The organism is Segatella oris (assembly GCF_900637655.1).
Taxonomy (GTDB): Bacteria; Bacteroidota; Bacteroidia; order Bacteroidales; family Bacteroidaceae; genus Prevotella; species Prevotella oris.
This window is the reverse complement of the sequence record NZ_LR134384.1, coordinates 1379234-1403885: the sequence shown is the minus strand read 5'-3', so window position 1 is coordinate 1403885 and position 24652 is coordinate 1379234. Positions and strand designations below refer to the sequence as shown.

Genomic DNA, 24652 nt, shown 5'->3' with positions numbered 1-24652 from the left:
TTTGATTATTCCCAATAAGAATCAAAGGTATGATCTCTGTAAATCTCACAACGATTTCGTTCAAAATTGAGTATATTAATATTATAGCCTATTTTCTCATAATGCATTAAATACGGAAACAAGTGCTTCCAACCCCAGAGGATATAGCCAAAAAGTTGGAAGTGCTTATCAAAGAATGAATGAAGGGAGATATTCCAGAGTCGGAATATCTCCCTTTTGATTTACTACTTCTTGAACTTGCCGCCTTTCAGGTCGCTCCCCACCATCCGCTTATTGATTTTTTCACGGAGTTCGTCAAAAAAATAAGTGCGACTGTCATCTTTGCGATGCTTTATATTCATATATACGTTGTAGCAGTTCTTTATCTCCACTCCGAAGATTTCAGAGAGTGTGTGCCAATTCCTCCATACCAATTTCTCCATTGCTGATACAATTGCAGGTATCGAGAGCATACAAGAGTTCGACTAAATAATAAACAGAAATACCAGAAGACAATGATAAAATTGTTACTCCGGCAAAAAAATGAAACTTAAATGTCGTTATTTTCATTGCCTGATGTTTTTGCAGGCTAAGTTCGAAAGATTGTTTAGGGCAAAATAACCCTCAAAATGCAAGTAATATTTGTGTAAAACTTATAATGAATCAAGATATTGCTTAGGTTTCATCCTGTGATATTTGCAGAAAGCCTCTGTGAAATGACTGAGGTTAGTATATCCAACTTTATAGCCTACTTCTGACACCGAGTAGAGGCGAGTGGAAAGCAGTCGTTTTGCCCATTCCATCTTTTCGGATAGGGCATATTCTGCGATGGCTTTTCCAATAACCTGCTTGAAGCACTTTTGTAATTTGGAACTGCTCATATTGGCTTCATGCGCCAATTTGGGAATACTCGGTACATTACTAAGACTTTGAAGAATCTGGCGACGAACACGGAATATTGATTCAACATCATTCAAGTTTAGGTTGGCAAGAGATTTTACTTCCGAACGTTTTTCGAGCTTTTCAAGGAACATTGTCAGTAATTCCATAGTTTTTCCATGCAAATGAAGCGTTGAAAAAGGATTGTCGATTTCAGTTATAGACTTAATGTTATCCAAGACCTGTTGCATTGCAGGTGTAATGGTCTCAAACAAATAAAAAGCCTTGTCCGATTGGAGAAGCCGACCGATATAGGTTTCATGTGCTGCATCAATCTTTTCAATCCAATCCTTATTGAAAGTCAGTGTAATATTTTCGTATCGTTTCTTTGGAGGAAAACTCCACTCAGTCGGGATGCTACTTGAAGGCATGAAAATGCCATCGAGTGTGTCCACTCCGACCGTTTTTGTACTTGTTCCAATTATCTGCTCGTGTTTATGCTCATTGATATAGAACATGACAGGAATCCATTTCGAGTTTTCTACCGAGCGACGTATCATAGTTATCGGCTCGTATGCTACGAAACTGATATAAGTCAATGTTAGCCATGGCAGAGGATAATATTGTTTGAAGAATCCACTACCAATAGAAGAAGGAATGGTAAATCCATCGTTTATTACTGATGTGCCAAATTGTTCGGCAACCATCTCCATCCAATCTTCAGGCTTATTAATTGCACAAAATTCTATGGTCATTTTATCATGTCTTTTTGCAAAGTTACAAACAAACACGGATAAAAACTTGAATTATTGCAAGTTTTTATCCGTATTACTCTCAAAAAAGAACCAATAGCTCCATGAGAAATGTTTTTAATGAGAGTTTACTCAAATGCGACTAAACTTGAAGGAACTCCTATGGCAGTAACAATTGGCTTTTGCGAGCATTCGCCTGTCTTGGTATTGTATGTGTAATACCCCGTACCATTGTTACATATCATTCCAAAGACGATGAAGTCCTTGTAGCGAGTTATAGCAAAAGAGCCATTGCTGTCGGTCATTGGCAAATCAAGTTTTTCGATGGTTTTGTTCCAAATGTCGATTTTCACAGGTTGGAAGTCTTTCTTGAGTATTCCAAATTCTGTATCCGTTACTTTCACGCAACTATACACAATACCATTACCTGCATAGAAAGACTTAATCATATACTGCCCTGTTTTGCCTATTCCTTTTATGGTTGTCTTCGATAGGTTGAACAGATAATCGCTATCCCATTTGTCGCTTCCTTTGCGGATACGCAGGAAACCTTCCTTATTGGCAACATTGAAGTTGTTACCCGCACTGTAAAAGTAGATGTCACCCCGCTCGTCTATGAATGCGTCAGAATGGCGGAACAATCCTACAACACTTGTGCGGTTATCTTTGATAACTTCAGTCTTTTTCGTCTTGAGGTCAATGATAGCAACCTCTGCTCCAGTACCCGGTACGGAGGTATGAGGCGAATTGAGCTGATTGAGGGCAACATACATCTTTCCATCACGGATGACATTACAGCCGGGATCAGGATTGTTGTCTTGAACCGCATAAGACGAGAGGTCAATTTCATCTTCCTTTTGCAATGTTGAAGTATTGATTAACGCAATTTTTCCACGTCCGTGCAAAGCAACGTATGCCCGCTGTTCATCAACGAAGTTAATTTCTCCGGGTTGAGCCATCTGTTCAAATGTCATAGTACCTGCTTTTATCAGTTCTCCATGGGCACCTCTTGTAAACTTATGTATCTTATCCCCGAATTTCCCTTCGGGTACAAGCACTGTATTACCCTTAGCAAAGAGATAGCAACCGAACCCGAATTCAAATGCTTTCTTATTGTCGGTTGCTTGAGGAGTCAAATCACTGAATGTCCCTACATAAGCACTTTTGTCCACATAATGCACAAAGGTGAAATGTTGCTGAACCTCTTGAGGAGTAGGCGTAGGTTCATCATTTTTGTTACAAGATGTCAGCCCTATGAAGCCGACCAGCATAGCAGAAAAAGCTATACGATTGAAAATTGTTGTACTCATCTTTTTATATTTGTTAAATTAGAAAATTCCTTTTGAGAAGACATATCTGAATTTGAGGTGAAGTGTCCGTCCTGCCAATGGTTGGCGGAATTGGTCCCAAACTTCTTTGTTCATTATATTATGGCATTCCAAGGCTACGGAATATTTGCTTTTGTAGGTCAACAATAGCCCCATGTCATTGACGAAACTGCGGGGAATACGTCGTTTCTGTAATTCGGTAAGTTCCCAGAAGTAGAAGAACTCCTCAGTAAATTTGCCGTCCCAGAAAGCCTTGACATACCAATTCTTGAATAATCGGTTGCTGTGATACTCCGCCCCGAAGTTGGCGAACAAATAGGGAATGTTCGGTAGTCGCAATCCTTTTGTCGGATTGGGGGCTTGGGTACCGGGTAAATAGTTCAAGACATCACGCACATCCTGATATGTTAGATTTCCGTAAGCATAGACCGTTGGCGATATGTCTAATTTTATTTCGGTTTCTATACCTTTAATATGTACCTTTTCTGCGTTTACATATCCGGCTGCCATGTGTTGTTTCATCAGTTTTATCATATCGCTTACCTGCATATAAAAGCTGTTCACTTCAAACTGCAATCGCGATAATCCGAGGACATCATTTTTGTCTATTAAGAACCCCAGATTGAAGTTGTGGCTTTTCTCTGGTCTCAATCTGGCTGCAGGAAAGGTGATGATACCATCACCGAATAGTTCTTGTGAATTGGGAAGGCGTATTGCCCGCTGGTAAGATGCTTTCAAGTGAAAACCTCTGAAGGGCTCGTATTTTATAGCCTCTATCCAGCCTATTTGTGAGGTCGTATTGTTCTTTTTTTTCGGAGCCTCAATCATCTCGTATGAAGTCAAATCTTCTATCTCGGAATGGAGGTGGAAATACTTTGCGGAGAGCATATTCGTCAGTTTCTTATCAAAGAGTTTTGACTCCCAAGTCAACCCCGAAATGAAACTGGTCTTTTTACTGGGAAATCCTCCGATAACAAAACCTGCATGCTGACTTGCAATGTTGTCGCTCGGTTGTCTTCTGGCGTAGTTAATAAGTGTGTTCAGATTCAAACTGTGATTGGCGGACAACTTGTAATCAAAATTGATACGTTCATTGATTTCCAATCCTTTGTCATTCGAGTTGTGAGGAACATCCCCTGTTTCTCCCTGTCCATTCGGACTCGGATATATGTTTCCTTCGAAATCGTGATTAACTCGTGCCGTATCCACAAAATTGTTTGTTGTATGTGAAAGGGAGAAATGGGACTCAAAATTAAGGCGGTCGTTCAGCATTCCGCTTTTTATCAATTTGTTTTCCAACATAAACATTCCTGATTGGTTTTCGGCATGTTGTATGTTTTTTAAGATACCTTGGATTTCATTGAAACGATTGTAATACCCGACCTCGGTACTAATCTCATCGAACCAAAGTTTCGTGAAAGCAATTTTTCCCTTCAACATATACGAACGAAAATGGTCGTGGTCACGTCTTACCAACAAATTTTCTCTCTCGGGAACTCTGAAAGAGTAGTCATTCTTTGCAGATGTATAATAACCTCCCGCACCGAGTAGAATGCCACTCTTTGGAAAATTCTTGCGAGAGAAGACACTTCCTTTGTGTGTTTGGTAAGATCCGAATTCATACGAGGCATCTAAATAATCCGTACTAAACTCTTTAGTAACGATATTGACGGCTCCTCCCAATCCATCACATCCGAAACGGGCGGGTATGATACTCTTATAGACTTCTATTCTTTCTATAATGTCTATCGGAATTTCATCAAGAGAAAAAGCCCCGTCAGAAGTACTCATTGGTATTCCGTCCCATAAGATTTGAATGCGGTTTCCTTCCAATCCATGAACAATAATTCTCGAACTGCTTCCCAAACCGCCAGTCTGCCCAACTTTCAAACCTATGGTTTTATTCAAAACGGTTTCTAACGAAATAGATCTGCCTTGAAGTTCTTTTGCATTTATTACAGAAACTGCTTCAGGCGACTCTCTGAGTATTTGTGCTCTTGTTTTTCCTACTACGACTACATCTGCTAGCTCTGTTGATTCCGGGAGTAGTCTTATGGTATAACGCTTCCCATTTGCAGTAATCGTATCGGTAATGGTCTGATAACCGACATAACTTACCATAAGCATAAGTATTTGATTACTTGATGCACTTAGTTTTGCAATACCTTTCCTGTTTGTAGTCGTACCATTCGTGTACGTTGGAGCATTCAAAGCTTTCCATTGTACGGCGGCAAATTCTATACTGTTCCCATTTTCTGAATCAATAACTTTTACTTCTGTTGGTTGCAGTTGTGCAAACATAGGAAAAGACCACAACGAAAGAAAGTCGACAATAAGCATTCTTTTGTATAAATGGACTATTGAGCTGATTGACATATCATATTTGTTTGTGAGATTCTGTGCAAAGGTACTTACCTTCCGAGCAAACAAATAACCCTATTATACACGCTTATACCCCTGTTGTGTTTATATGCGAGCAAATTGTTGTTTTGGGGCAGTGTAATGCTTATCGGGGTTATTTTATCCCTGTTTGTTGCCGTACTTTTGCAGCAGAAAAAAATCAAAACGACACATATATGGATAAACAAAAAGTCAGACCTCTTGATGAGGAACGGGAGAGTCGTAGCCTGCTCTCCAATGCTGTGGTTATATTGCACCTTATTTTAGGCACACTCCCTATACTGCTTGTAGTGTGGACGGTTGACAAGTTGATGAATAGTACACTCTCTCCCATAATAGTTTGGGGTATTGGAGGAATAATGATACTGTTGGCAATGCTTAGAGGCGTATTCTATGGAACCTCGATTTGGCGCGCACACCGGTCGGCTTACAATGCCCTTACACGATTGAGGTTGCGTATCATAAGTCATCTGCAACGCTTGCCGCTCGGTTTCTTTCAAGAACGGAAAGTTGGCGACTTGGTTAATATTATTAACCACGATGTGGAACAAATTGAAATTTATTTAGCACATGGATTACCCGAAATCCTTTCGGCTACGCTTTTTCCAGCCTTACTCTGGGTAATCATTATGGTGTTAGATTGGCGTTTGGGGCTGTCGCTCATTTCTCTTTTGCCTGTGGCATTTCTTCTGCAAATGGCTGTCAAAACACTTTGGGGAAAGAGCTTTCAACACTTTATGGAAAGTACGCAAAAAATATCGGAAGACCTTTTAGAATATGTGGCTACCATATCGGTAATCAAAGCCTTCAGTAACGAGGAAAACAGAACGGAACAGGTACTTGGTGGTATGCGCAACTACATCCGTTGGGTAAAGCGGAGCATGTTTAGCGTTACCGTTCCCATGACATTGATAACGATGTTCTTAGAAGGTGGTATCGTGGTAATGACTCTTATTGGACTATGGATGATGAGTTCGGGCGAATTAACTGTAGCTCGTTTTATCCTTGCCTTGATATTGGGCGGATTGTTCTCGTCCTCCTTTGCTAAGTTGGCTACATTCCAACATTTCCGAATCATCTATGGTCAGTCGTTGGCAAAAGTACAGTCCATTACAGAGGTACAGACAAAGGAAACTGCGGACAAGAAAACAGATACGACACAGACGGATGTTTGTTTCGAGCATGTTACATTCTCCTATCCAAACAAGAAAGACAATGCGTTGAAAGATGTATGTCTTCAATTTCCGAGAGGAAGCCATACTGCTATCGTCGGCGAGTCAGGGTCGGGAAAAACCACGTTGGCAAGTCTGATGATGGGGTTCTGGCACCCCCAAACAGGTACTATCCGATTGGGAGGAGAGAATATTACGGAACTCTCCGAACGTAATATCGCTGATTATTTTTCGATGGTACAGCAGGAGGTTTTTCTCTTTAACACAACCATTCGGGATAATATCCGTATTGGAAGACCTACCGCCACACAAAAGGAAGTGGAAACGGCAGCAGAGCGTGCTCGTATTCATGATTTTATCATGGGCTTGCCGAATGGTTATGATACGCTGGCAGGCGAAGCCGGCATAAAATTCTCTGGCGGAGAAAAACAGCGTATTTCCATTGCTCGAATGTTGCTCAAAGACTCTCCAATAGTTATTCTCGATGAAGCCACCGCTGCTTTGGACGGAGAGAATGAGAAACTAATCCAAGAAGCTCTTGACGAATTGCAGCGCAACAAGACCGTCATTACCATTGCTCACCGTCTCAATACGATTCAGGATATGGAGCGTATTGTTGTGATGGACAAAGGGCAGGTTGTCTCAAAAGGAACACACCAAGAACTGATGAAAGACTGTTCTCTGTACCGCAATATGACGGAGACGCAAGAACAAGTAAGTAAATGGCAACTGAAAGAAGAGGAGGTATAAACAATGGTACGCAATATATTGAATGAATTGACCGCTCGCGGAGTGCGGCATCTGATTATCTCTGCACTGTTTTTCGTGGTTTATGCTCTTTGTGGCACGGCAATCATGCTAACCGTCTTGTTCCTTATCGACCGTCATATACAAGGAGAAAGCATCTCTTTCATTTCGGCAGCATGGTTACTTGGCGGTCTGCTGGTATTGAAAACCCTATCCAATGCCATTGCCGATATGAGCAAGCATTTTGCCGGATTTGATCTTGTGGAACGTATCCGCGAGAAAATCATATTGAAACTGAAAATGTTCTCACTCGGTTTCTATACCAATGAGCGTCTGGGAGAGATAAGTACAGTCATTCACAAAGACGTGGATAACATGGAAATGGTAGTAGGACATCTATGGACACGGATGTCTGCTGATTTCATTGTAGCTCTGATACTTGGCATCGGACTGTTCTGTGTGGACTGGCGCATGGGATTGACAATGGTAGCCATTCTTCCTATTGCCCTGTTTTCTCTGTATCGGGGCATTCGCTCGGGAATGAAAGCACAGGAAGAGTCTCAGGACAATCTGGCTGATATGGTCAGCCTCTTTGTAGAATACGTCAAGGGCATTCCGGTTTTGAAAGTGTTTGGAGGAAAAGGAATGTTCCGTGACAGACTTTACCACTCTGTCAGTGAATTTGGAGAAAGCAGTAAGAATACTTCTCGTTTGGCAGCTGTGAGTGTGGGCAGATACACTTTCCTGATAGAATTGGCTTTCGCTCTGATGGCTACAATCGGTCTTTGGTGGACACAGCAGGGGGAACTTTCTATTTTCGCTTATTTAATGTTTATCATCGTCTCAAAAGAATTCTACAAACCTTTTGTCAATATGGAGAATCATTGGTTGAATTATATCAAGGTAAAAGATAGTTACGGACGCATTTCCCATTTATTGAATGCTCCTGTTATCACCAATCCTGAACAGCCGAAAACAGCAACCCATTTCAATCTTTCCTTTGACAAAGTGGATTTCCATTATGAAAAGGAAGGTTTTGAGATGAAAAATCTCACGTTCCATGTTCCCGAAGGAACGGTAACGGCACTTGTTGGCTCGTCAGGTTCAGGTAAAACAACCATTACCAACCTGTTACTCCGTTTCTGGGAACCGCAGATCGGCAGTATCCGTATCGGTGGTATAGACATTCGAGAAATGGACTATGATTATTTACTCGGTAAAATCAGTGTGGTGATGCAGAATGTTATTCTCTTTTCAGATACCATTGCCAATAATATCAAAGTAGGCAATCAACATGCTACGCAGGAAGAAATCGAAGACGCAGCACGTAGGGCGATGATACACGACTTTATCATCAATCTGCCGGAAGGTTATGAAACAAAAATCGGAGAAAACGGTTTGGGATTATCCGGAGGTCAGAAACAAAGGCTTTCAATCGCCCGTGCGTTCCTCAAAGATGCTCCCATCATTCTTTTGGACGAGATAACAAGCAATGTTGACCCTGTCAATGAATATAAGATACAACAGGCAATGTCTGCCCTTATCCGAAATCGCACAGTCTTGGTCATTGCCCATCATTTGCAAACCATCCGTAATGCTAATCAAATTATTGTGATGGACAAGGGACACCTTGTAGAGAACGGGACGCATGCAGAACTTGCAGCAAAAAACGGAATGTACTGCAAATTGCTGTCTATGCAATAACCTAATCAATGAAAAATATGGAGATATGGTATTTGAACCATACCTCTTTTTTACCATTTCCATCCATATCAACGCTACAAGTACGCAGTTATCTACAATTGCTAACACATACTATTTCTTTGATTTTCCTTTGTCCGTGCACCGCTGTTAATGTCATTAAAAACATTGTAATATGGACGAAAAAATCAAAGACCAAGAAGAATGCTACTGCCATCGATGAGTCGAAGGTTGATTGGAAGCAACTCGACGATCTCGGTCTTTCCCGTGAGAGATTGGAGCAGAGTGGAGAATTAGAAAAGATGCTCAATTGGCAGAAGAGCAATCTCTTGACGATTGCCGTACCTATTGGCGACACGACTATCTACACCGAAGCTCGCCTTGCTTTCTGCACAGACGATAGCGGCAATATCGGTTTGGCAATTCATCCTTTGAGAAAAGAACCACAGCTTGACTTTTCCTATATGGGCTACAAGTTCTCTCCCGAAGAAAAGGAGGCACTTCTCACTACGGGCAATCTCGGTAAAACTATCGAAGTAACACTCAAGAACGCTGAGCCTTTTTCTGCTTACGTCTCTATCGATCCGCAGACCAACGAAATTATAGCCCTGCGTGCTGACCATGTGAATATCCCCAAGGAAATCAAGGGTATTACCCTTTCCGATGCACAGTATAAAGACCTTGTGGAAGGTAAGGCTGTGAAGGTGGAGGGCATGACCGCCAAGAGTGGAAAAACTTTCAATGCCACGTTGCAGGTTAATGCCGAGCGAAAAGGCATTAAGTTCATCTTTGACAAGTAATGTGCTCCAGCAACGGCAGTCTATGACCATCAACCGCAATGACAAATCCACATCTATTTCCACTCAGATGGATAGCCTTATCCCTGCATCCAAAATCAGTAACCTTACGCAAGGAATGTTTGTGGGGGCAGTATCAGACAACTTTGATGAACGCATCAACCAGAAGATTTTTCATGCAGAGATTGTGGTGGACAGTGTCAAGGTATCTGCCGAGATGAAAGCCTACCAACCCATACCTGTGATAGCAGACTTTACAAACGAAAATGGCTCCGACGCTCTCAACGAGACCATCGAAGCCAACTATAAGCGTGTAAAAAAAGAGATACTAACACTTGTTGATAATGAGATTAGAATAATTAAGACCACTCCAAGTTTATGTCATCTAATAAAGAATGGAGATTAGTGAAGCCTAAGTTCAGAATCCCGTATTGGTAATAGAATCTGATATACAATAAATTCAATTAGATATAAAATAAATAAGACATTCTCTTCTACTGTGTTTGATCAATATGAATATGCTTAATCTAATGATTCTGGTTCATCTTCATTTATATTTTCAGAAGCTGCGGCATCAAAAGCTAAAAATACTTCTAAAAATGCAGTTTCACGAAAGAAATAATTAGGGGCATCGGTCAGTTTATCCTCCATAAAATGAAACCCCCAATTGGCGTACTCCTCCATTGTCTGCATAAGCATGTCAACCGCTTTTCGTGATGTCATTTCGCCTTTTTCCAAAGCAATGAAATCAATGTCGGTACGGGAAACAAGAGCGGTGAAAATATACTCCCGGAGTTTCGGATAGGCTTTTCGTCCTTTGACAGAGTCTAAATTGCCCCAATATTGAATGGGCTGTCCGAAAGTCTTGCGTTTTTGTGTGTCCTCTATGAGTGGTCGCTTTTGGTTGAAATAAAGTCCCATAAAAAATGCGACAATGAATATTTCATAACCACCACCAAAGACTTTTCCTCTGTCTTCACGTAAAGAAGTTGCACCACGGCCATAGTCACAAAAGTTTTTGATGATGCTGTCTTCGTATCTTTTTTCCCATTGTGGATTTCGGTTTGCCCACAAATCATATATTTTTTCTGTCGCCATAATTTGTTATTTTACCTGTTTAACAATTGTTTGAATGGTTGACAAATCCTTGTCATTGAATGGTTCTACTTTCTCAATCCGGAAGACAGAACAAGAAAGTATATTGATTGTGTCGAAATCCAACACCTTTTTTCCTGTTACTTTGTCGATATTGAGCAAGTCTTTCGTAACGATAACACATTGCTTATCAATGGTATCTATTACATTGTAGAAAGTATCTTCCTTGAAACCGCCGAATGAGGATGTTGGGGCATCAAAGATCAATGGATAGTCTTGTTCGCGTTTCAATGTTGTGATTTGAGAAATGGCAAACAGGACCGACATATACATAGTTGTCTTCAGTGCACCGTTTGGATTTTCGATTCGAGTTCCGTTATCACTATAGAGTTCAATACGTGCAGAACTGTTGAGGGTTTTTCTGATGCGAATTATTCCATAGAAGTCGTTTTTATTCAACTTCTGTAAATATTTATTTGATTCATTCTCAAGAATTTGAAGAAAATTATTAACATTCTGCTCTCTTGCGTTAGCGAATGTTTTGGTTATCTTCTCAAATGCAATATGCACACGCTGATATACCTGTGTCATAGAACTTGTCGGTTCAAGTTGCGACAGTTTTTCTTGTATTTCGTCTCTTGCACTCTCCTTGTATTTTAGAGTGGTTTCCAATTCTGAAACACGGCTTTCAGCACGACTTTTAGCATCAAAGAAACCTCTTAAATCAGATATAGTCTTATCTAGCAAATCTGTGCTTAAACCTGATTGCATCAGCAAATCATTTTGTTCTATTTCCAACTCTTGCAGCTGTTTATCTACCTCTGCCAATTCCGCCTTTCTTTTCGCAACAAATTCCAAACGATCTGAAATTGTTGTTGCAATCTTTGCAATCTCCTGCTCTGTGTCGCCACTTAATTTGATTTGGCGAGAATGTAATTCATTGATAAAAGAATTTGGAAACAGCGGCTTATCATCATCCTCTTTTAAACTTGAATTTTTATTGGCCTCCGCTGCTATATGGGCAAGATATTCATTCAGTTTATTACACATAAATTCGTAAGCCTCCGAATCTTTGGGGGCAGGGCGACCGCAGACTTTACAGATTTCATCATCAATCATTTCTTTCATTGTCGCCTCATCGGGCAAATTCCATGGCAAAGGAACGGCATCATTGGCAAGTTTTTGAATTTTTGAAATAGCCTCACGTTCTCCAGCCTCTTTCGCACGACGTTCTGTTTCCTGTTTGTCAAGTCTTCGTTTCTCTTTGCTCAAAGCAGAAACTTTTGCGGAAAACTCTTTTATGATTGCAGGGAAGGAACGTAAAATCCAATATTCATCCAACAAGTTAGTGCTGTACTCGCACGATGACCACGCCACCAACTTCGCCTGCTTGTCTTTCAACCCTTTGATACGTTCTTTTATGGCTTGGTAGCGTTCCGATGTTTCTTGGTTCTTTTCTAGCAATTCCAACTTCGACGAAAATTCATTGATTGAGATTTTCTTTTGATTGAGTTCTGTCTTGATGCTTTGAATGTCGTTTGTAACATCATTCAGTTGTGTATTCAATTCTTTCGCTTGCTTCGATACTTTCTTATCGTTTTGCAATTCACGGTTTGCCGCTCTTGCAGAGCTTTGCTCAAAATTTGATGTCAAATCAACCAATTTGTCAAAATCCCTGATTCCCGAAAACGTATCAACCAACGTTTTCAACGCAGTGTCATTGTCGAAAACATTGAGTTCGTTTTCCCCTTTGAACAAACAATATTTGCGTAAGACAGGCTCAAAACACCCATTCAACAGCTTGTCGCCGGCTATGGAATGACGTTCCGCACCAACAATGGAATATCCGACAAACTTGTAATCCTTTGTACGAATGTTGTCTCCGGATATTCTCTCAAAAGTGAAACTCTTTTCTATCTCTTTCTCACCATCATGTTCAAAGGTTATGCTTACCGAGACCTCATCACTTTCACCAATTTCTAATTCTGATTTACGCTTTTCGGAAATGTGTGAATCTTTTCTGTTCTCGCCCGTCGTGTCGAACAGCCATTCCAACGCTTCAAATAAGGTCGTTTTACCATCACCATTATCTCCGATAACCAAAGTTAGACCTTTTGATAACGAAAGGTTATTGCTTCCGTAGTAACTACGGAAGTTATTTATTTTTATATCTTTGATAATCATATGTTTGCTTTTAAAAAGTTACTGACTTCATTGTAGATTTCCCTTTCGGTAGCTTTTTGCTCATTTCGGTTGATAATTTGTGCTATGGCTTGGATTACTGCTATTTCAGAATCCAAGGCTTCTGAAATTGACCTGAAATTATCGGGATTGTAGCCATAGAAATTGAGAAGCTGTTCATCAGCAATTACAGCCTGTAAAATCTTATCACCGTTTGTTTTATATGTACTCATATTTCACTAATTAAATATGGATAAATTATAATGATTTAATACTTCTTGCAGTTCGTTGTCGGTATCATTCAGATTCTCTGACAATAATGCAAAATCACGGACACGTCTCAACTCGCTTTGCACAAGGCTTTTCTCCAAAGCGTAGCATTCTTCATCAAACACATTGTCAGGTATTACGATGAGGTCGTGAATGATGGCGAAGCGTTTGTCTTTGTGTGTACGTAGGACACGACCACGGCGTTGAATGAATTGGCGTGGGTTCCCTGTGCTTGCACAGAATATAGCCAATTCGCTTCGCGGCACATCAACACCTTCATCCAAACACTTCATCGAGGTAAGCACATCAATGTTGCCATCGGTAAAGCCTTTGAGCATGGCATCGCGGTCGGTTGATTCAGAAGTAAACTGACGGACAATGATATGAGAATTCATATCACGGACAATGCGAGTGAAAACGTCAATCAGATGTTCTGTTTCAGGGTCGGAATCGATGGTGTCGGATTGATCGAAAATATCTGCCTCGAAATTGTCGGGCTTGTTGCCTTCTGGAACATAGACCAACGTGTATTTCAGACTGTTCTTTTCTTCCATACGCTGTTGAACAATCTGTTGGAAAGCGGACAACTTGTTGGCTGCTTTGTGAATGATACGTTTGCGTTTTAGTAAAAGCATTTTCAATCGTTTCAAACTTTCCTCATCGTGAAAGCCCATTATTTTGACTATCTTTTTTGAAAGTTCAACATAATCAGCCATTTCGTTTTCGGTCAGTCGAACAATGTGTGGATAGTAATAATAACGGCACAAAGCACCTTTTTGAATGGCTTCAGCCATTGAATATTCAAAGGTGTAATTGTTGGCACAGCCAAAGAAATCCATCAGTTTTCGGTTACTCGTATCATCAAACTGCCTTTCGGGTGTAGCAGAAAGTCCTATGCGACGCAAATATTTTATATCAGAAAGGCGCTGAGCCATCAATCCGCCACCCATATTGTGAGCCTCGTCAGCGATAAATAAAAGTTTATTTTTGGGGAATTGGTTCAATTCCATAAAAACATTGGAACGGACAAACGATGCGTAAGTTGATATGATAATGTATGACAAATCATTGCTGGCGTTCGTCATTTCGAGCAAGCGAAGATTAGCCACCGCCGATTTCCAATTGTTATACTTTGAGCAAACTTTTATGATTGTTCTAAAATTGAACTTTTTACATTCAGATTCCCATTGTTCGACAAGTGTAATGGTCGGAACAAGGATAATGGCTTTGTAGTAGCCTAACTTGTTGTAGATCTCAAGAAGACAATTCAGAGAGGTAATAGTTTTGCCCGTACCTGTCGCCATTACAAACAAGCCTTTCTGCTTATTATGCTTCCAATTCTCAAATGCTTGTTTCTGATATTCACGTGGACCAGATTCGTATGGGAAACTAGGCTTACCAAAATCAATTGACTCAATAGTTTCGCCTTGCTTCTTGATTCTCTCTATCTCGAACTCAACTTTGTTTTTGGCTTTTTCCAACGCCTTAGTCACAGATTTTGGCAATAACTTATCAGCAATATCCTGCTGAATAAACTTGTATTCATCTTCCAGTAAATCCTTCAGTTCCTTATTTTTGAACGATTCTGCAATATGGGTTTTCACTCTGTCGGTTGGAACAAAAACAACATTCTCATCTTTGCCTGTAAACACAAGTTCAAACTCTCCGTTGATTTTATTTATGGTAGCGGATGCTGGATTGCCGTCCCAATCGCAGAAAGCCGTAAGGCTTTCGATATTGTCAATCAATGCCGACCGTGAAAAGTTGCAAGAGCCATCGAAACAGACTTTATTCACTCCATCACTAAAAATACCTGTTTTGGTGTGCGAAATACCAATGCCATCTTTTGGGGCAATAATTCTAATGTCAAGCCGATTGTTGCGGATAAGCCAGGCAAGGCATTCGAAGAAATGAGTATCTCGTTCTGACAATATATTTTTTAGTTTTTCGATGTCAGTTATATCGAAAAATGGTATGTACAAATCAAGTTCACCACTGGCAATGGCATTTTTATCTTGCTCAGTCAGAATGTCGTTTACAATTAGATTCATACGTCCACCATTATATAGAAACGATGCGAAACCATCAGCTAAGATATTAATTGCAGAAGAGGAAAAGAACCCTAACATTAAATCAAATCTAGTGGCATTACACAAACAATCAGAGAAGAAGCCTATAGGTTCCCACTCTGTCCGCGATTTAAAATGGCGGTGTGCTGGAAATATCACTTCTTTTAGCATTGCAATTAACCTATATCAATGTTGGATGGAAATTCGTAGCAGTAATAGTATTCAAATGAACATTAGAACATATATTTTTACACCAATGATGAGCTAATGACAACATATAAGGTTTCCATAGTTTTTCTTGTGCCTTTTTCACTGCAGCTTTATATTGTGAATCACTCTGAATTTTCTTGTAAATTTCTGCTTTTACAAAATTAGAAAGTACAAAATCTATCCCCAATATAATATCCATAGGCGGGTATGAAATTCGAGGAGTTGGCAAAAGCAATACATTCCCTAAATTCATTTTTTTTATTGTATCACCACCCCAAGTTAAATGGAAATAAGGATGAACATAATCTTGCCCATTATTGCTATCATAATCCAAATGCCAAGACGATTTTACATTATTACTACCATCTAGTCCTTCAACTGTTACCTTAAAAAAATAATTAGTAACGGGAATGTCTGTACCCGTTTTTTCATCGAAAGCAACATCTAAAATAACAGCCAAGAAATCTACTGCGGGTTTCGTATTCCGTGGAACATTACTTATATTGAATTTCAGCTTTGCGACATTGCATTTTCCATTATTGTAACCATTAGTTAATGGGGAAGTGTCAGAACATAGTCTATTCTTCTTGAGAATGGTTGCAATATTTTGTATTTCCGTTGCATAGTTTCCCATATCTTATTGCTTTTTGCGTGAATACAATACTTTCAAATTTTCATATTTTTCTTTTTCAATATCTGCAACGCTTACCCAGTTATCAATGTTTTTTCTCCATAGTGCAGCTTCAATTGAAACATATTCAGGTTCTTGCCAAGAATACAAATTATCTTGGCCTTGGATTAACATTCCATCTATTGGATCTAATGGCTGACCAAAACCTTTGCAAACAGTCCAGAATTCGTCACTTTCTGACTTGTCTATTTTTTTTGCGGCAACTAATCCTGGTAGTTCAGTAACTTCTTTTATCTTTTCAACTCTTTCGGCTGCAGGTGTCGAACGCAAAAAAGTTTCAGCTTTGATAGTTTCAGTCCACCATTGTTCCACCAATTGCATCCACCAACGAGGCCACCCATTGCAAAACACACCTTGATACTTGGCTTCCGATAATCTTTTCAACAAATTAGGCCAATCATCAGAATTAGACTTATCAATACCAAGTCTTGCTGCAAGTACATCTTCATCAATTACTAATCCCTGTTTTGTCAAAAATTCTGTAATTAAGAATCTTGATTGAATATGTACTGGACACTCCTTGTTTTTATTATACTCGCCAACAAATCTACTGTCAAGAATCATTTCATCAATTTGCAAGACCTCGTTTATTATTGCTAATGAAGAATCCGTCAAACGCTTGTAGCCATCAGATAAATCAATTAATTGAGGAGTAAAACGAGAAAATGCAATGTCATCCAACATTGATTTATTGATAAGAATATCAAACAAATCTTTTCCCGAATTTTCCAATGCTTGTTGGGTTTTATCATTCGCAGAAAACAGGATAATCGGGAAACTATTCATGCTTCCCTCTTTTTGTCTCGTCCTAATTTCTTGTGCAAGAGAAGTTCCTCGAAAATCGGCTCTTTTACCATTACTATTTGGTAAATCATCAAGTTTCAAATCAAGAATTATCCCATCAAATTGGTCTTTCTCATCGTTCAAGAACGAAAATTCTTCTTCCCAAGAGTCTTTATGTTGCATTGCAACAATGTCTAAATCTTCATTCTCAAAACCTTGTACTTTATTTTGAGAATTAGGATCGTCGTCAATATAATAGAATTTTGTTGTCATAGAAAATGTTTATTTGTTTTTACTAATCGTAATTTTTAAGCACGTAGAATATCCTTGATTGGGGGATACAACACAGACATTCCCTTTGTATGAAACCACAATGTCTTTTACTATTTTTAGTCCAAGACCTGTCCCAATCAACTGTTCTTCGTTAGGAGCGTCAAAACTTGCAGGTGTAGAAGTTGAAAAGAATGCATTAAAAATCCTATGTTCATTTTCCTTTGGGATACCGTCTCCATTATCGTGAAAGTTGATAAACGTATCTTCATTTTCAACGCCAACTTCGACCAAAATTTTACCTGCCACTTTTGCCCTCTTTATGGCTTTTCTTGAATTTGTGTATAAATTATACAAAATTGAATTCCATTCAGAACTGTGCATAGGTATTGTGATAGCATCAAAGTCAAATGCAGTAATTTGGAGCTCAATTTGATTTTTTTCCAAGTCATTTTTTATTATGTTGCAAAATCTATCCAAAGTTGCCAACAAATCTATTGGTGATTTCTTTCTATTTATATTTTGAGATATCGTTGTTCCAAAATACTCAGTATAACTAAATAGGTTATCGAAATCTGTTTTTATTCCATCTAATTGGCTCTGTACCTCAACCGCAAGTTGCATCTGATTTAATTTGCTGATATATCCATAAACAGATGAATGGAATTGCTTCATCTCATGTGTAAATTCTCCAATCGTAAGACCTAAACCGGCTAATACTCGAAGCATTCCTGCTTCTTCAATTAGATTTTCCAGTTTTTTTATAATTTCCAACCCTTCTTCTCTGTCATTTTCTGAGAATTGTTCGCTATTCTGTTTTTCTGTATTTTGATCAGATTTATAGTCAAGGATCTTCTTTAATTTTTCGAACATTTCCAGAGTTGTTTGCTCTTTTTTCTCTGAATTTTGAGTAAAATCATCATTGTTTTGGCTGCCTTTGAAGCATTTTATTTTCTCTGCAATCCGACCTCTAACGGCAATAAGAGATTTGTTAATAAAATCAGACAACTGGTGGAATGCTTCATTTTCTATTAGCCCTTCTCGACTAGCTGTTTCTTCAAATATATCACCTGTTGGGTCAATTATTTCCACAAAGCCAAACAAATTCTGATTGTTTAGAGGGATATTTGTTTTTCCAGACTCCGTGCTCCAACGTTTGTCAATGTTTGTCCAATCATCCTTTGGTTCTCCGTATGGTAATACTCTGAATCCATTTCTATATAACCTAACACCACCAATTGTTTTTGATAATTCTTGTATTTTTTTTAATTCAAGACCAGAAAGCTTATCTCCATAATATTGAGGTCTATCGTAAATGAAGTAATGAATTTTAAAATAAACATCTGAAAGAGCAGAAAACTTGTTATCATCTTCTTTGTGTTCAATTTCAAGAATATCATTGATGTGTAAACTATCACTTTTTACGTTTACCAGCCCACAATGTTCCTTATTAATATAGCCTTCAAAAACAGCTAAGGATTTATCGAACACAGAAATTTGGTCGTTTAGAAATGGATACTTTTTATCATTGAAAACTAAGTTGAAATTCACTTTGAACGACTCTTCGTTTTGAACTGCAATACTGTCGATTTTACTTCGTTCAGACAAATAATCCGGTTGAAATAAATCTAAGACATATCTATAAATGCGTTTAATAGCAGCTTCGGTCCATCTCTCTCTAAGACTGTGGATCTCAATAACTGTACCTTCAGATTTTTCTTTTTGAACAGTTTCAATAGGGAAAGTGATAGATGTTAAATCTCTGTCTATCGAATACTCATTCCAATCAATTTCAATCCGGATAGCACTTTTAGATTCTTTAGTTTGTGTAACAATAACCAATTTTTCTCCCAATCGTTGAGCCGCGAATCGACCAATACCTTTTTTACCAGCTTTTGTCCTATGCAATCTTGCAGAAGTAGGATTATGCACTTTATCAGTCGATGAAATTCTCATAAATCCATTAATCAACTGACTCTCTGACATACCGGCACCATTATCTGAGATGAATAGTTTTCCGCCAATTTCATTTGAATCAATAAAATCTACATCAACTACCGTTGCATCAGCATCATAGGAATTTTTAATCAATTCCGATACAGCTGTTTCTGCACGACCGACCAATTCATATCCCAATCTTTGAATAAGTCCAGCATCTACAGTAAAACCGACTTTCTTTATTTCTTTCTGCGCATCCATACTTTCTATATAAAACAATTTGCACATAAAACGTCATTATCATCGTCCGTGAATATATCTACCAACAAAGAATTGCTGTTCATCTTTGCTCTTTGTTCTTGTCGTTTAATAGCATCTAACTTAATTTGACGTATACGTTCAGGCTTAATTAAGTCTTCCAAACTCTCACCTTGATTCCAGGTGTAACCATCTTTTTCGTATTCCATTGCTTTTTTAAATAGGTCAGGATGCTGTTCATAAAGCCAAACCCATTCAATTTTCTGCTGGTAGAAACAGAAATAACAGCCTGAACGGCTTCGACAATATGTTCCAATCTTTCCATCAACTTCAAAAGGTATCTTTTCGTAATATGCAGGAACTCCAACTCCACTTTCGTGCAACAAACGAAATATATCCTCCTTGACGAGAACTTCATCATTATCTATTAGTGGAAATGAATCCAATTTTCCCACTGGGTAGTCTGTGGTCTTTAGATACTCAAAAACTACGCGGTTGAATAATTTTACGTCAATGTCAAGTAAAGCATTAAGCGTTTTAGAATAATAAAACTGTTTACTAAGTGGTCTTTTTAATATTCCCATAATTTTTTCTTGCTGGGACTCCGAATAAAAATGATTATAGATATCAATTAGTTGTTCCCGCTGATCATTATGGAGAATCTTATTAATAATGTCAATGCTCCAAATATTTCTTCGGAAAGGAAAGACCGCTTGGATATTGGGCTTTGAGGAGATGTATCCATCACGATTTTCATCACCGCGTATGCCGACATAAGATACCGCATAATCATCTCCAACATATTGTTCAAATTCAGCTAATTTCATTTTTTGCGTACACCATCGAGCTTGTGGAGATGGAAGAAATCCACCACAGGCTTTCAGAAAGTGGTCAAAGGGAGTTGCTTCGGGACTCCTTTCTGCTGCACGTAATCGCTTAATACTCCCTAAATAGGCTTCAAGTTTATCTATTAGCCTCTCGGTCTCTTCCAACTCGCAACCCGTGTCAGAATTGTAATACTCTATCTTCATCTGAGGATATTTCTGCTTTAGATAGATAGAAAGGGCAGCACTATCTTTGCCTCCTGATATGCCGAGTATATGTCTTACGTTTGTCATTTCATTTTCTTTTTCAATAAATTCATCAAAGCATAGATATTGAGATTAACATCCTCTGACAATAGCTTCTCTATTTTCGTTTCTAACTCTTTAGAGCGTTTTCTCTCTTCAGCATTTATTTGAAAAGACATGGCTTCAGAAACAATAGAGTGTTTCTCACACTCACGGAAGAGATATACGATATTATCTATTAGTTGTTCCTCTTGGTCATCTTTTAAACGCTCAAGAGGTTGATCCAGAGCAGCATATGCAATACTTTGAAACCATTCTTGTCGATTGTCGAATATTGTCATAACGTGATTATAAAAATCATGTTGCTTGTCCGACAGGAGATGTTCTTTTATATGTGAAAGACGATGACGAATCTCAATGATGTAATCTGAATATTCATATCCTTGTAGTTCAAGCCTTTCGATTAATTGTCCTTCTATTCGATCTATTAGCGCATTATAACACGAACGAAGTTCTCTCACAGCCTTTTGGATGAGATTGCAATAATTTTTTACAAACACCTCATTGTCAAGAGATTTTTTATCGTATCCTAAAGCTTCAGGTAAATCCTCAAAAAACGTCTTCTCCGGATCCTTGGCTTTAGCCAATACATCTCGAAAACGAAGAGTTGTAATATTGTCAAATTTACGTGTGTATTTAGCATAATCATTCAGACGGCTATAAAAAGAAAAGAAAGGTTTTATTGTTTCTATAAACTTGTCTCCTTTAATCTTTTCGTCTTCACTTACATTGATAAACCTTCGATATTGGTTATAGAATTTTATTTTTACACCATCTTCTGTATATGCCTTTATACTAAAATCTGAAGGATGCTTCTTTAATAAATCAAAGAATTCCATATTGACTTCCGGGATATACATACCATTACTTCCAAATAGAGAATAGTCAAGCCGCTTCATATACAAATATGTAGGAATCCAGAAATCCAATACTCCCATCTTTACCTTGTAGGGTTTTTCGGATAGCATCTTAATCAGTTCAGATATTTTTCGCGATTTATCTTGAGTACTACGAAGAAAACTCTCACAGGCATTCCATAAGGGCATAATGCTATCTACTGTCGGCTCTTCTGCAAATTCTCCGCCTTTGTGTAAGCCCGTCGTTTTGAGTAGAGTGTAATAGATTGATTTCTCTGGAGGGCATTTCTCTTTGTCCCATCCAAAATCGTCTTTTTCTGATTCACCAATAAGGGCTTGTAAGTATTTTATACGTGCGGCAGATATGCTTCCGCTCAGTTTATGACGATTAATAAGTTCATTACTTATAACAGGACTAAGAGGATAAACATCCTTGCAAACATAAGATAATAAAGAATTGAAGTCTCGCTGATTCTTTATTATCTTTTCTTCTCCCTTGTAGAACCAGACGACGTGTCCATTATATGAGAATAGGCTTTCTTTAAGCTCTTTTTTTAACAAGTTATGTTCATATGACTTTAGATTGTTAATTTCACGTAAGGCAATATGATCAGTCTTATCTATCAAAGTTTTTTGAATGATATAGTCATAAATCTGTATTTTGTGCAAATGTAAAATAAAAGATTCTGTATTGTTGAAAACTGCAAATACACGTGCATATTCGCAATTTGCACTAAACTTTCGTACCTCATCTGTTGTATTTTCATTTGTTGAGAAAATTAATTCAATAAACCCATCAACTTCTCCAACTGGAATTAAATCCAAAGGACTTTCAGAGAGAAGATACTCAAAATAGCGAGGTGTACCACTATAGTAATAATATGCCTTAACAGGAACTATATGATTGCCTAAAATGTCTCTAAGAGAATCAACAGGGTTCGTTGGAATAGATACAATAGTCGAAGCTTTTATAATTTCATCTTCAATGTTTACATCAGTCCCTTCAAACAGGATAAATCGTGATTTGTACTCTGCATACCTTATAATACGACGTCGAATCAGTTCATCTAGTAAATTTTCTGCAAAATCTATTGACATAGCTTGTTTCATATAATCGACAAGCTCATTCTTTGACATAGAGAATCCCGCCCCTCCAAAAATATTGAGAAGACCGATTGCTTTTATTGTCTTTATTGCTTCCTCCATTAATTGAGTAGTCTTCCAGTCGGCAGTTTCCACACGTTCTATGGCTACAAGGATAGCTCTCCATCCCATTGAATCTGCATTTGCATCAGACAAATATGAATGGAAATAAGCTACAAGATAATCATAAACTATACTCAAATTATATGTACAAGTAGGCGTAGGCTCAAAAGAATTCAGAGCATGAGATCCATTAGCATTCAGAAATGAAAACAAAGAACGTTCATTCTGGCCATATTTTTGAATAGCCTTTGTGAGTATTACTGCAGAAAATGCATCTAAAGGAAAGAGTTTTCGTATCGTCTCTTCTTTGAGTGTCGGCACTATAAGCTTACACTTTAGAGCCATTGCATAAATACTAGATACCTGCATGTCAGCATTGATAACCTCATTGTTAAGAGACTCCGCAGCCATATACAACAACTGCTCTACAGGTTCTGCAAACACCACTTCTTGGAAGCGTCCTTTTACTTTTGTCCATTCGTTCTTTTGAACCGAACTGAGTTTGGATGCATATGAACTAAAATTTTGATGGAGAGTTGTTAGCAAAAGAATATTTCTTTCAGGCATATTGACAAACTCTGCCAGCTGTTGCACAAAGTATAGTTCTTTCTCAACTTCATTTTTTGCTGCGTGTTCAAGAAGTTTACCAAATTCATCAATGACTATTACTAGCATTTTATTCTGCCTTTTCAATCTATTGTAATAGTTTTTTAATAGTTCTATCGCAGTATCTCCATTCGCCTTCTTATTTAATTTATCAATTATTAGCCGCTCTAATGAAGAATACTCTCCAATTATGTTTAGTATGTCAACTCCGCTAACTGGAGCTAAGACTCTTAGGCTTTTTATCAAAGCAGCCTCAGAATCAAATCCAATTAGGTCTCGTTCTAATTTCAGAAGGAAACACGACTTTCCTGTACCATATGTCCCAATGATGGTAAAAGAATGAATGCCTGCTTGATACTGATTAACGATTTCGCCCGCTACTTTTTGAACATTGGGTGTAATAATGTATTTTTCATTACCTGTAACCCCGGATTCTATATTGGCCGATGGACTATAATTCTTCATTTCTATAGTAATATTTAAGAACTTCGTAGGGTAGCACTCTCTTGAGAAATTGTACTTGTCTCAATCCTGCTGTATCGGTATAACGAAATATATTTGGGAATTTTGTCTGTAGTTTCATAAGTATATTGATGAGCCCCATATCGTTAAGACAGAATACATTGCCTATCATCTGAAGTGTATCATAGTCTACACTATCAGTATTACCTTTTTCCTTAACGATAGCGTAAAGGAGTATCTCAATAGGTAATTGTCTCTTTCCTTCAATATTAAAAGAGTATTGTTTTTCATCACTTGATAACGATATTAAATCTAAATCTGCTAATAGAACAGAATAATCTTCCATAGAAGAGGGTGTGCGTGAAAGAGTATAGTTTTGCAAAAGAACGCCAACGTCTTTTTTTATAGTATTTTCGTTAAACTGTTTTATTTTCCCATTCTCAAGCATAAAACGTTTGACAAATGCAACAACATGATTTCTGTCAAAAGTCATACGTTCTCGCTGAAATCGTGTAAAAAATAAATTATAAAGGGTTGCTTCATTAGATCTTACAAGTTGGTAATGTAAAAGCCATAATGTACCTAGATCTTCCATAAAAGGATCTGTACCACTATTTGAATCAAAAATTAGATGAGCAACATCAGTTACCCCATCATTATTTATTAGACCAAAAGATCGCATCCAATAACGTATAGATGCTACCATATTTTTCCCAACTCCGAGTTTAACAACAGAGTAAAGATTGTTCCAATCATTATTTTCTAGAACAAAATCATATCCTTTTTTAAGCCACAATGTCTTACAGGGGAATGATTCGTGTCCTGAAAATGTATATTTAGTTATAACCATAGTTAGAATTACAATTAAAGC

The 24652-nt window shown here is 38.2% G+C and carries 15 protein-coding genes and 3 pseudogenes; 4 read left to right on the top strand and 14 right to left on the bottom strand.

Features of this window, described 5'->3' with window-relative positions; genetic code table 11:
• Nucleotides 1-224: 224 nt before the first annotated feature.
• From EL210_RS05685 to EL210_RS05670, 4 genes and pseudogenes are all read right to left on the bottom strand, one after another.
• Nucleotides 225-468 (bottom strand): annotated as a pseudogene (locus EL210_RS05685) (RteC domain-containing protein); the annotation flags it as partial.
• 164 nt (nucleotides 469-632) lie between these two features.
• A complete protein-coding gene (locus tag EL210_RS05680) occupies nucleotides 633-1613 on the bottom strand; it encodes a helix-turn-helix domain-containing protein (protein WP_018919977.1) in 981 nt (326 codons plus the stop codon).
• Nucleotides 1614-1738: 125 nt separating this feature from the next.
• The gene (locus EL210_RS05675; RefSeq protein WP_018919976.1) at nucleotides 1739-2920 is read right to left on the bottom strand and encodes a hypothetical protein; all 1182 of its coding nucleotides are present in this window, start codon (nucleotides 2918-2920) and stop codon (nucleotides 1739-1741) included.
• Nucleotides 2921-2938: 18 nt separating this feature from the next.
• On the bottom strand, nucleotides 2939-5314 hold the full coding sequence (locus EL210_RS05670; RefSeq protein WP_025879506.1) for a TonB-dependent receptor: 2376 nt from the start codon (nucleotides 5312-5314) through the stop codon (nucleotides 2939-2941).
• A gap of 200 nt (nucleotides 5315-5514) precedes the next feature.
• Between EL210_RS05670 and EL210_RS05665 the strand changes: the two genes are divergently transcribed.
• From EL210_RS05665 to EL210_RS05650, 4 genes and pseudogenes are all read left to right on the top strand, one after another.
• Nucleotides 5515-7260, top strand: a complete 1746-nt coding sequence (locus EL210_RS05665; RefSeq protein ID WP_018919974.1) for an ABC transporter ATP-binding protein — start codon at nucleotides 5515-5517, stop codon at nucleotides 7258-7260.
• Nucleotides 7261-7263: 3 nt separating this feature from the next.
• The gene (locus EL210_RS05660; protein ID WP_018919973.1) at nucleotides 7264-8961 is read left to right on the top strand and encodes an ABC transporter ATP-binding protein; all 1698 of its coding nucleotides are present in this window, start codon (nucleotides 7264-7266) and stop codon (nucleotides 8959-8961) included.
• Between the two features lie 194 nt (nucleotides 8962-9155).
• A pseudogene (locus tag EL210_RS05655) lies at nucleotides 9156-9752 on the top strand (DUF3945 domain-containing protein); the annotation flags it as partial.
• 7 nt (nucleotides 9753-9759) lie between these two features.
• Nucleotides 9760-10161, top strand: a pseudogene (locus EL210_RS05650) (conjugal transfer protein TraG); the annotation flags it as partial.
• Nucleotides 10162-10277: 116 nt separating this feature from the next.
• Here the strand turns inward: EL210_RS05650 and EL210_RS05645 are convergent.
• The 10 genes from EL210_RS05645 to EL210_RS05600 are packed head-to-tail and all read right to left on the bottom strand — an operon-like array spanning nucleotide 10278 to nucleotide 24631.
• Nucleotides 10278-10853: a hypothetical protein gene (locus tag EL210_RS05645; protein ID WP_018919970.1), complete on the bottom strand. Its 576-nt coding sequence runs from the start codon at nucleotides 10851-10853 to the stop codon at nucleotides 10278-10280.
• Nucleotides 10854-10859: 6 nt separating this feature from the next.
• Nucleotides 10860-13034, bottom strand: a complete 2175-nt coding sequence (locus tag EL210_RS05640) for an AAA family ATPase (RefSeq protein WP_018919969.1) — start codon at nucleotides 13032-13034, stop codon at nucleotides 10860-10862.
• Nucleotides 13031-13264, bottom strand: a complete 234-nt coding sequence (locus EL210_RS05635) for a hypothetical protein (protein WP_018919968.1) — start codon at nucleotides 13262-13264, stop codon at nucleotides 13031-13033. The genes EL210_RS05640 and EL210_RS05635 overlap by 4 nt, the downstream gene beginning before the upstream one ends.
• A 6-nt stretch (nucleotides 13265-13270) precedes the next feature.
• Complete coding sequence (locus EL210_RS05630) at nucleotides 13271-15541, bottom strand: DEAD/DEAH box helicase family protein (protein ID WP_018968356.1); 2271 nt, start codon at nucleotides 15539-15541, stop codon at nucleotides 13271-13273.
• A 10-nt stretch (nucleotides 15542-15551) separates the two neighbouring features.
• The gene (locus EL210_RS05625; protein WP_018919966.1) at nucleotides 15552-16214 is read right to left on the bottom strand and encodes a hypothetical protein; all 663 of its coding nucleotides are present in this window, start codon (nucleotides 16212-16214) and stop codon (nucleotides 15552-15554) included.
• Between the two features lie 3 nt (nucleotides 16215-16217).
• Nucleotides 16218-17327: a hypothetical protein gene (locus EL210_RS05620; protein ID WP_018919965.1), complete on the bottom strand. Its 1110-nt coding sequence runs from the start codon at nucleotides 17325-17327 to the stop codon at nucleotides 16218-16220.
• Nucleotides 17328-17336: 9 nt separating this feature from the next.
• Nucleotides 17337-19523: a sensor histidine kinase gene (locus tag EL210_RS05615; RefSeq protein WP_232000443.1), complete on the bottom strand. Its 2187-nt coding sequence runs from the start codon at nucleotides 19521-19523 to the stop codon at nucleotides 17337-17339.
• Between the two features lie 5 nt (nucleotides 19524-19528).
• Nucleotides 19529-20638: an adenine nucleotide alpha hydrolase family protein gene (locus EL210_RS05610; protein WP_018919963.1), complete on the bottom strand. Its 1110-nt coding sequence runs from the start codon at nucleotides 20636-20638 to the stop codon at nucleotides 19529-19531.
• Nucleotides 20635-23784: a hypothetical protein gene (locus EL210_RS05605; protein WP_018919962.1), complete on the bottom strand. Its 3150-nt coding sequence runs from the start codon at nucleotides 23782-23784 to the stop codon at nucleotides 20635-20637. Before EL210_RS05605 ends, EL210_RS05610 begins: the two co-directional genes overlap by 4 nt.
• Nucleotides 23771-24631 (bottom strand): DUF4007 family protein, encoded by an 861-nt coding sequence (locus EL210_RS05600; protein ID WP_018919961.1) that lies wholly within the window; start codon nucleotides 24629-24631, stop codon nucleotides 23771-23773. Before EL210_RS05600 ends, EL210_RS05605 begins: the two co-directional genes overlap by 14 nt.
• Nucleotides 24632-24652: the final 21 nt, after the last annotated feature.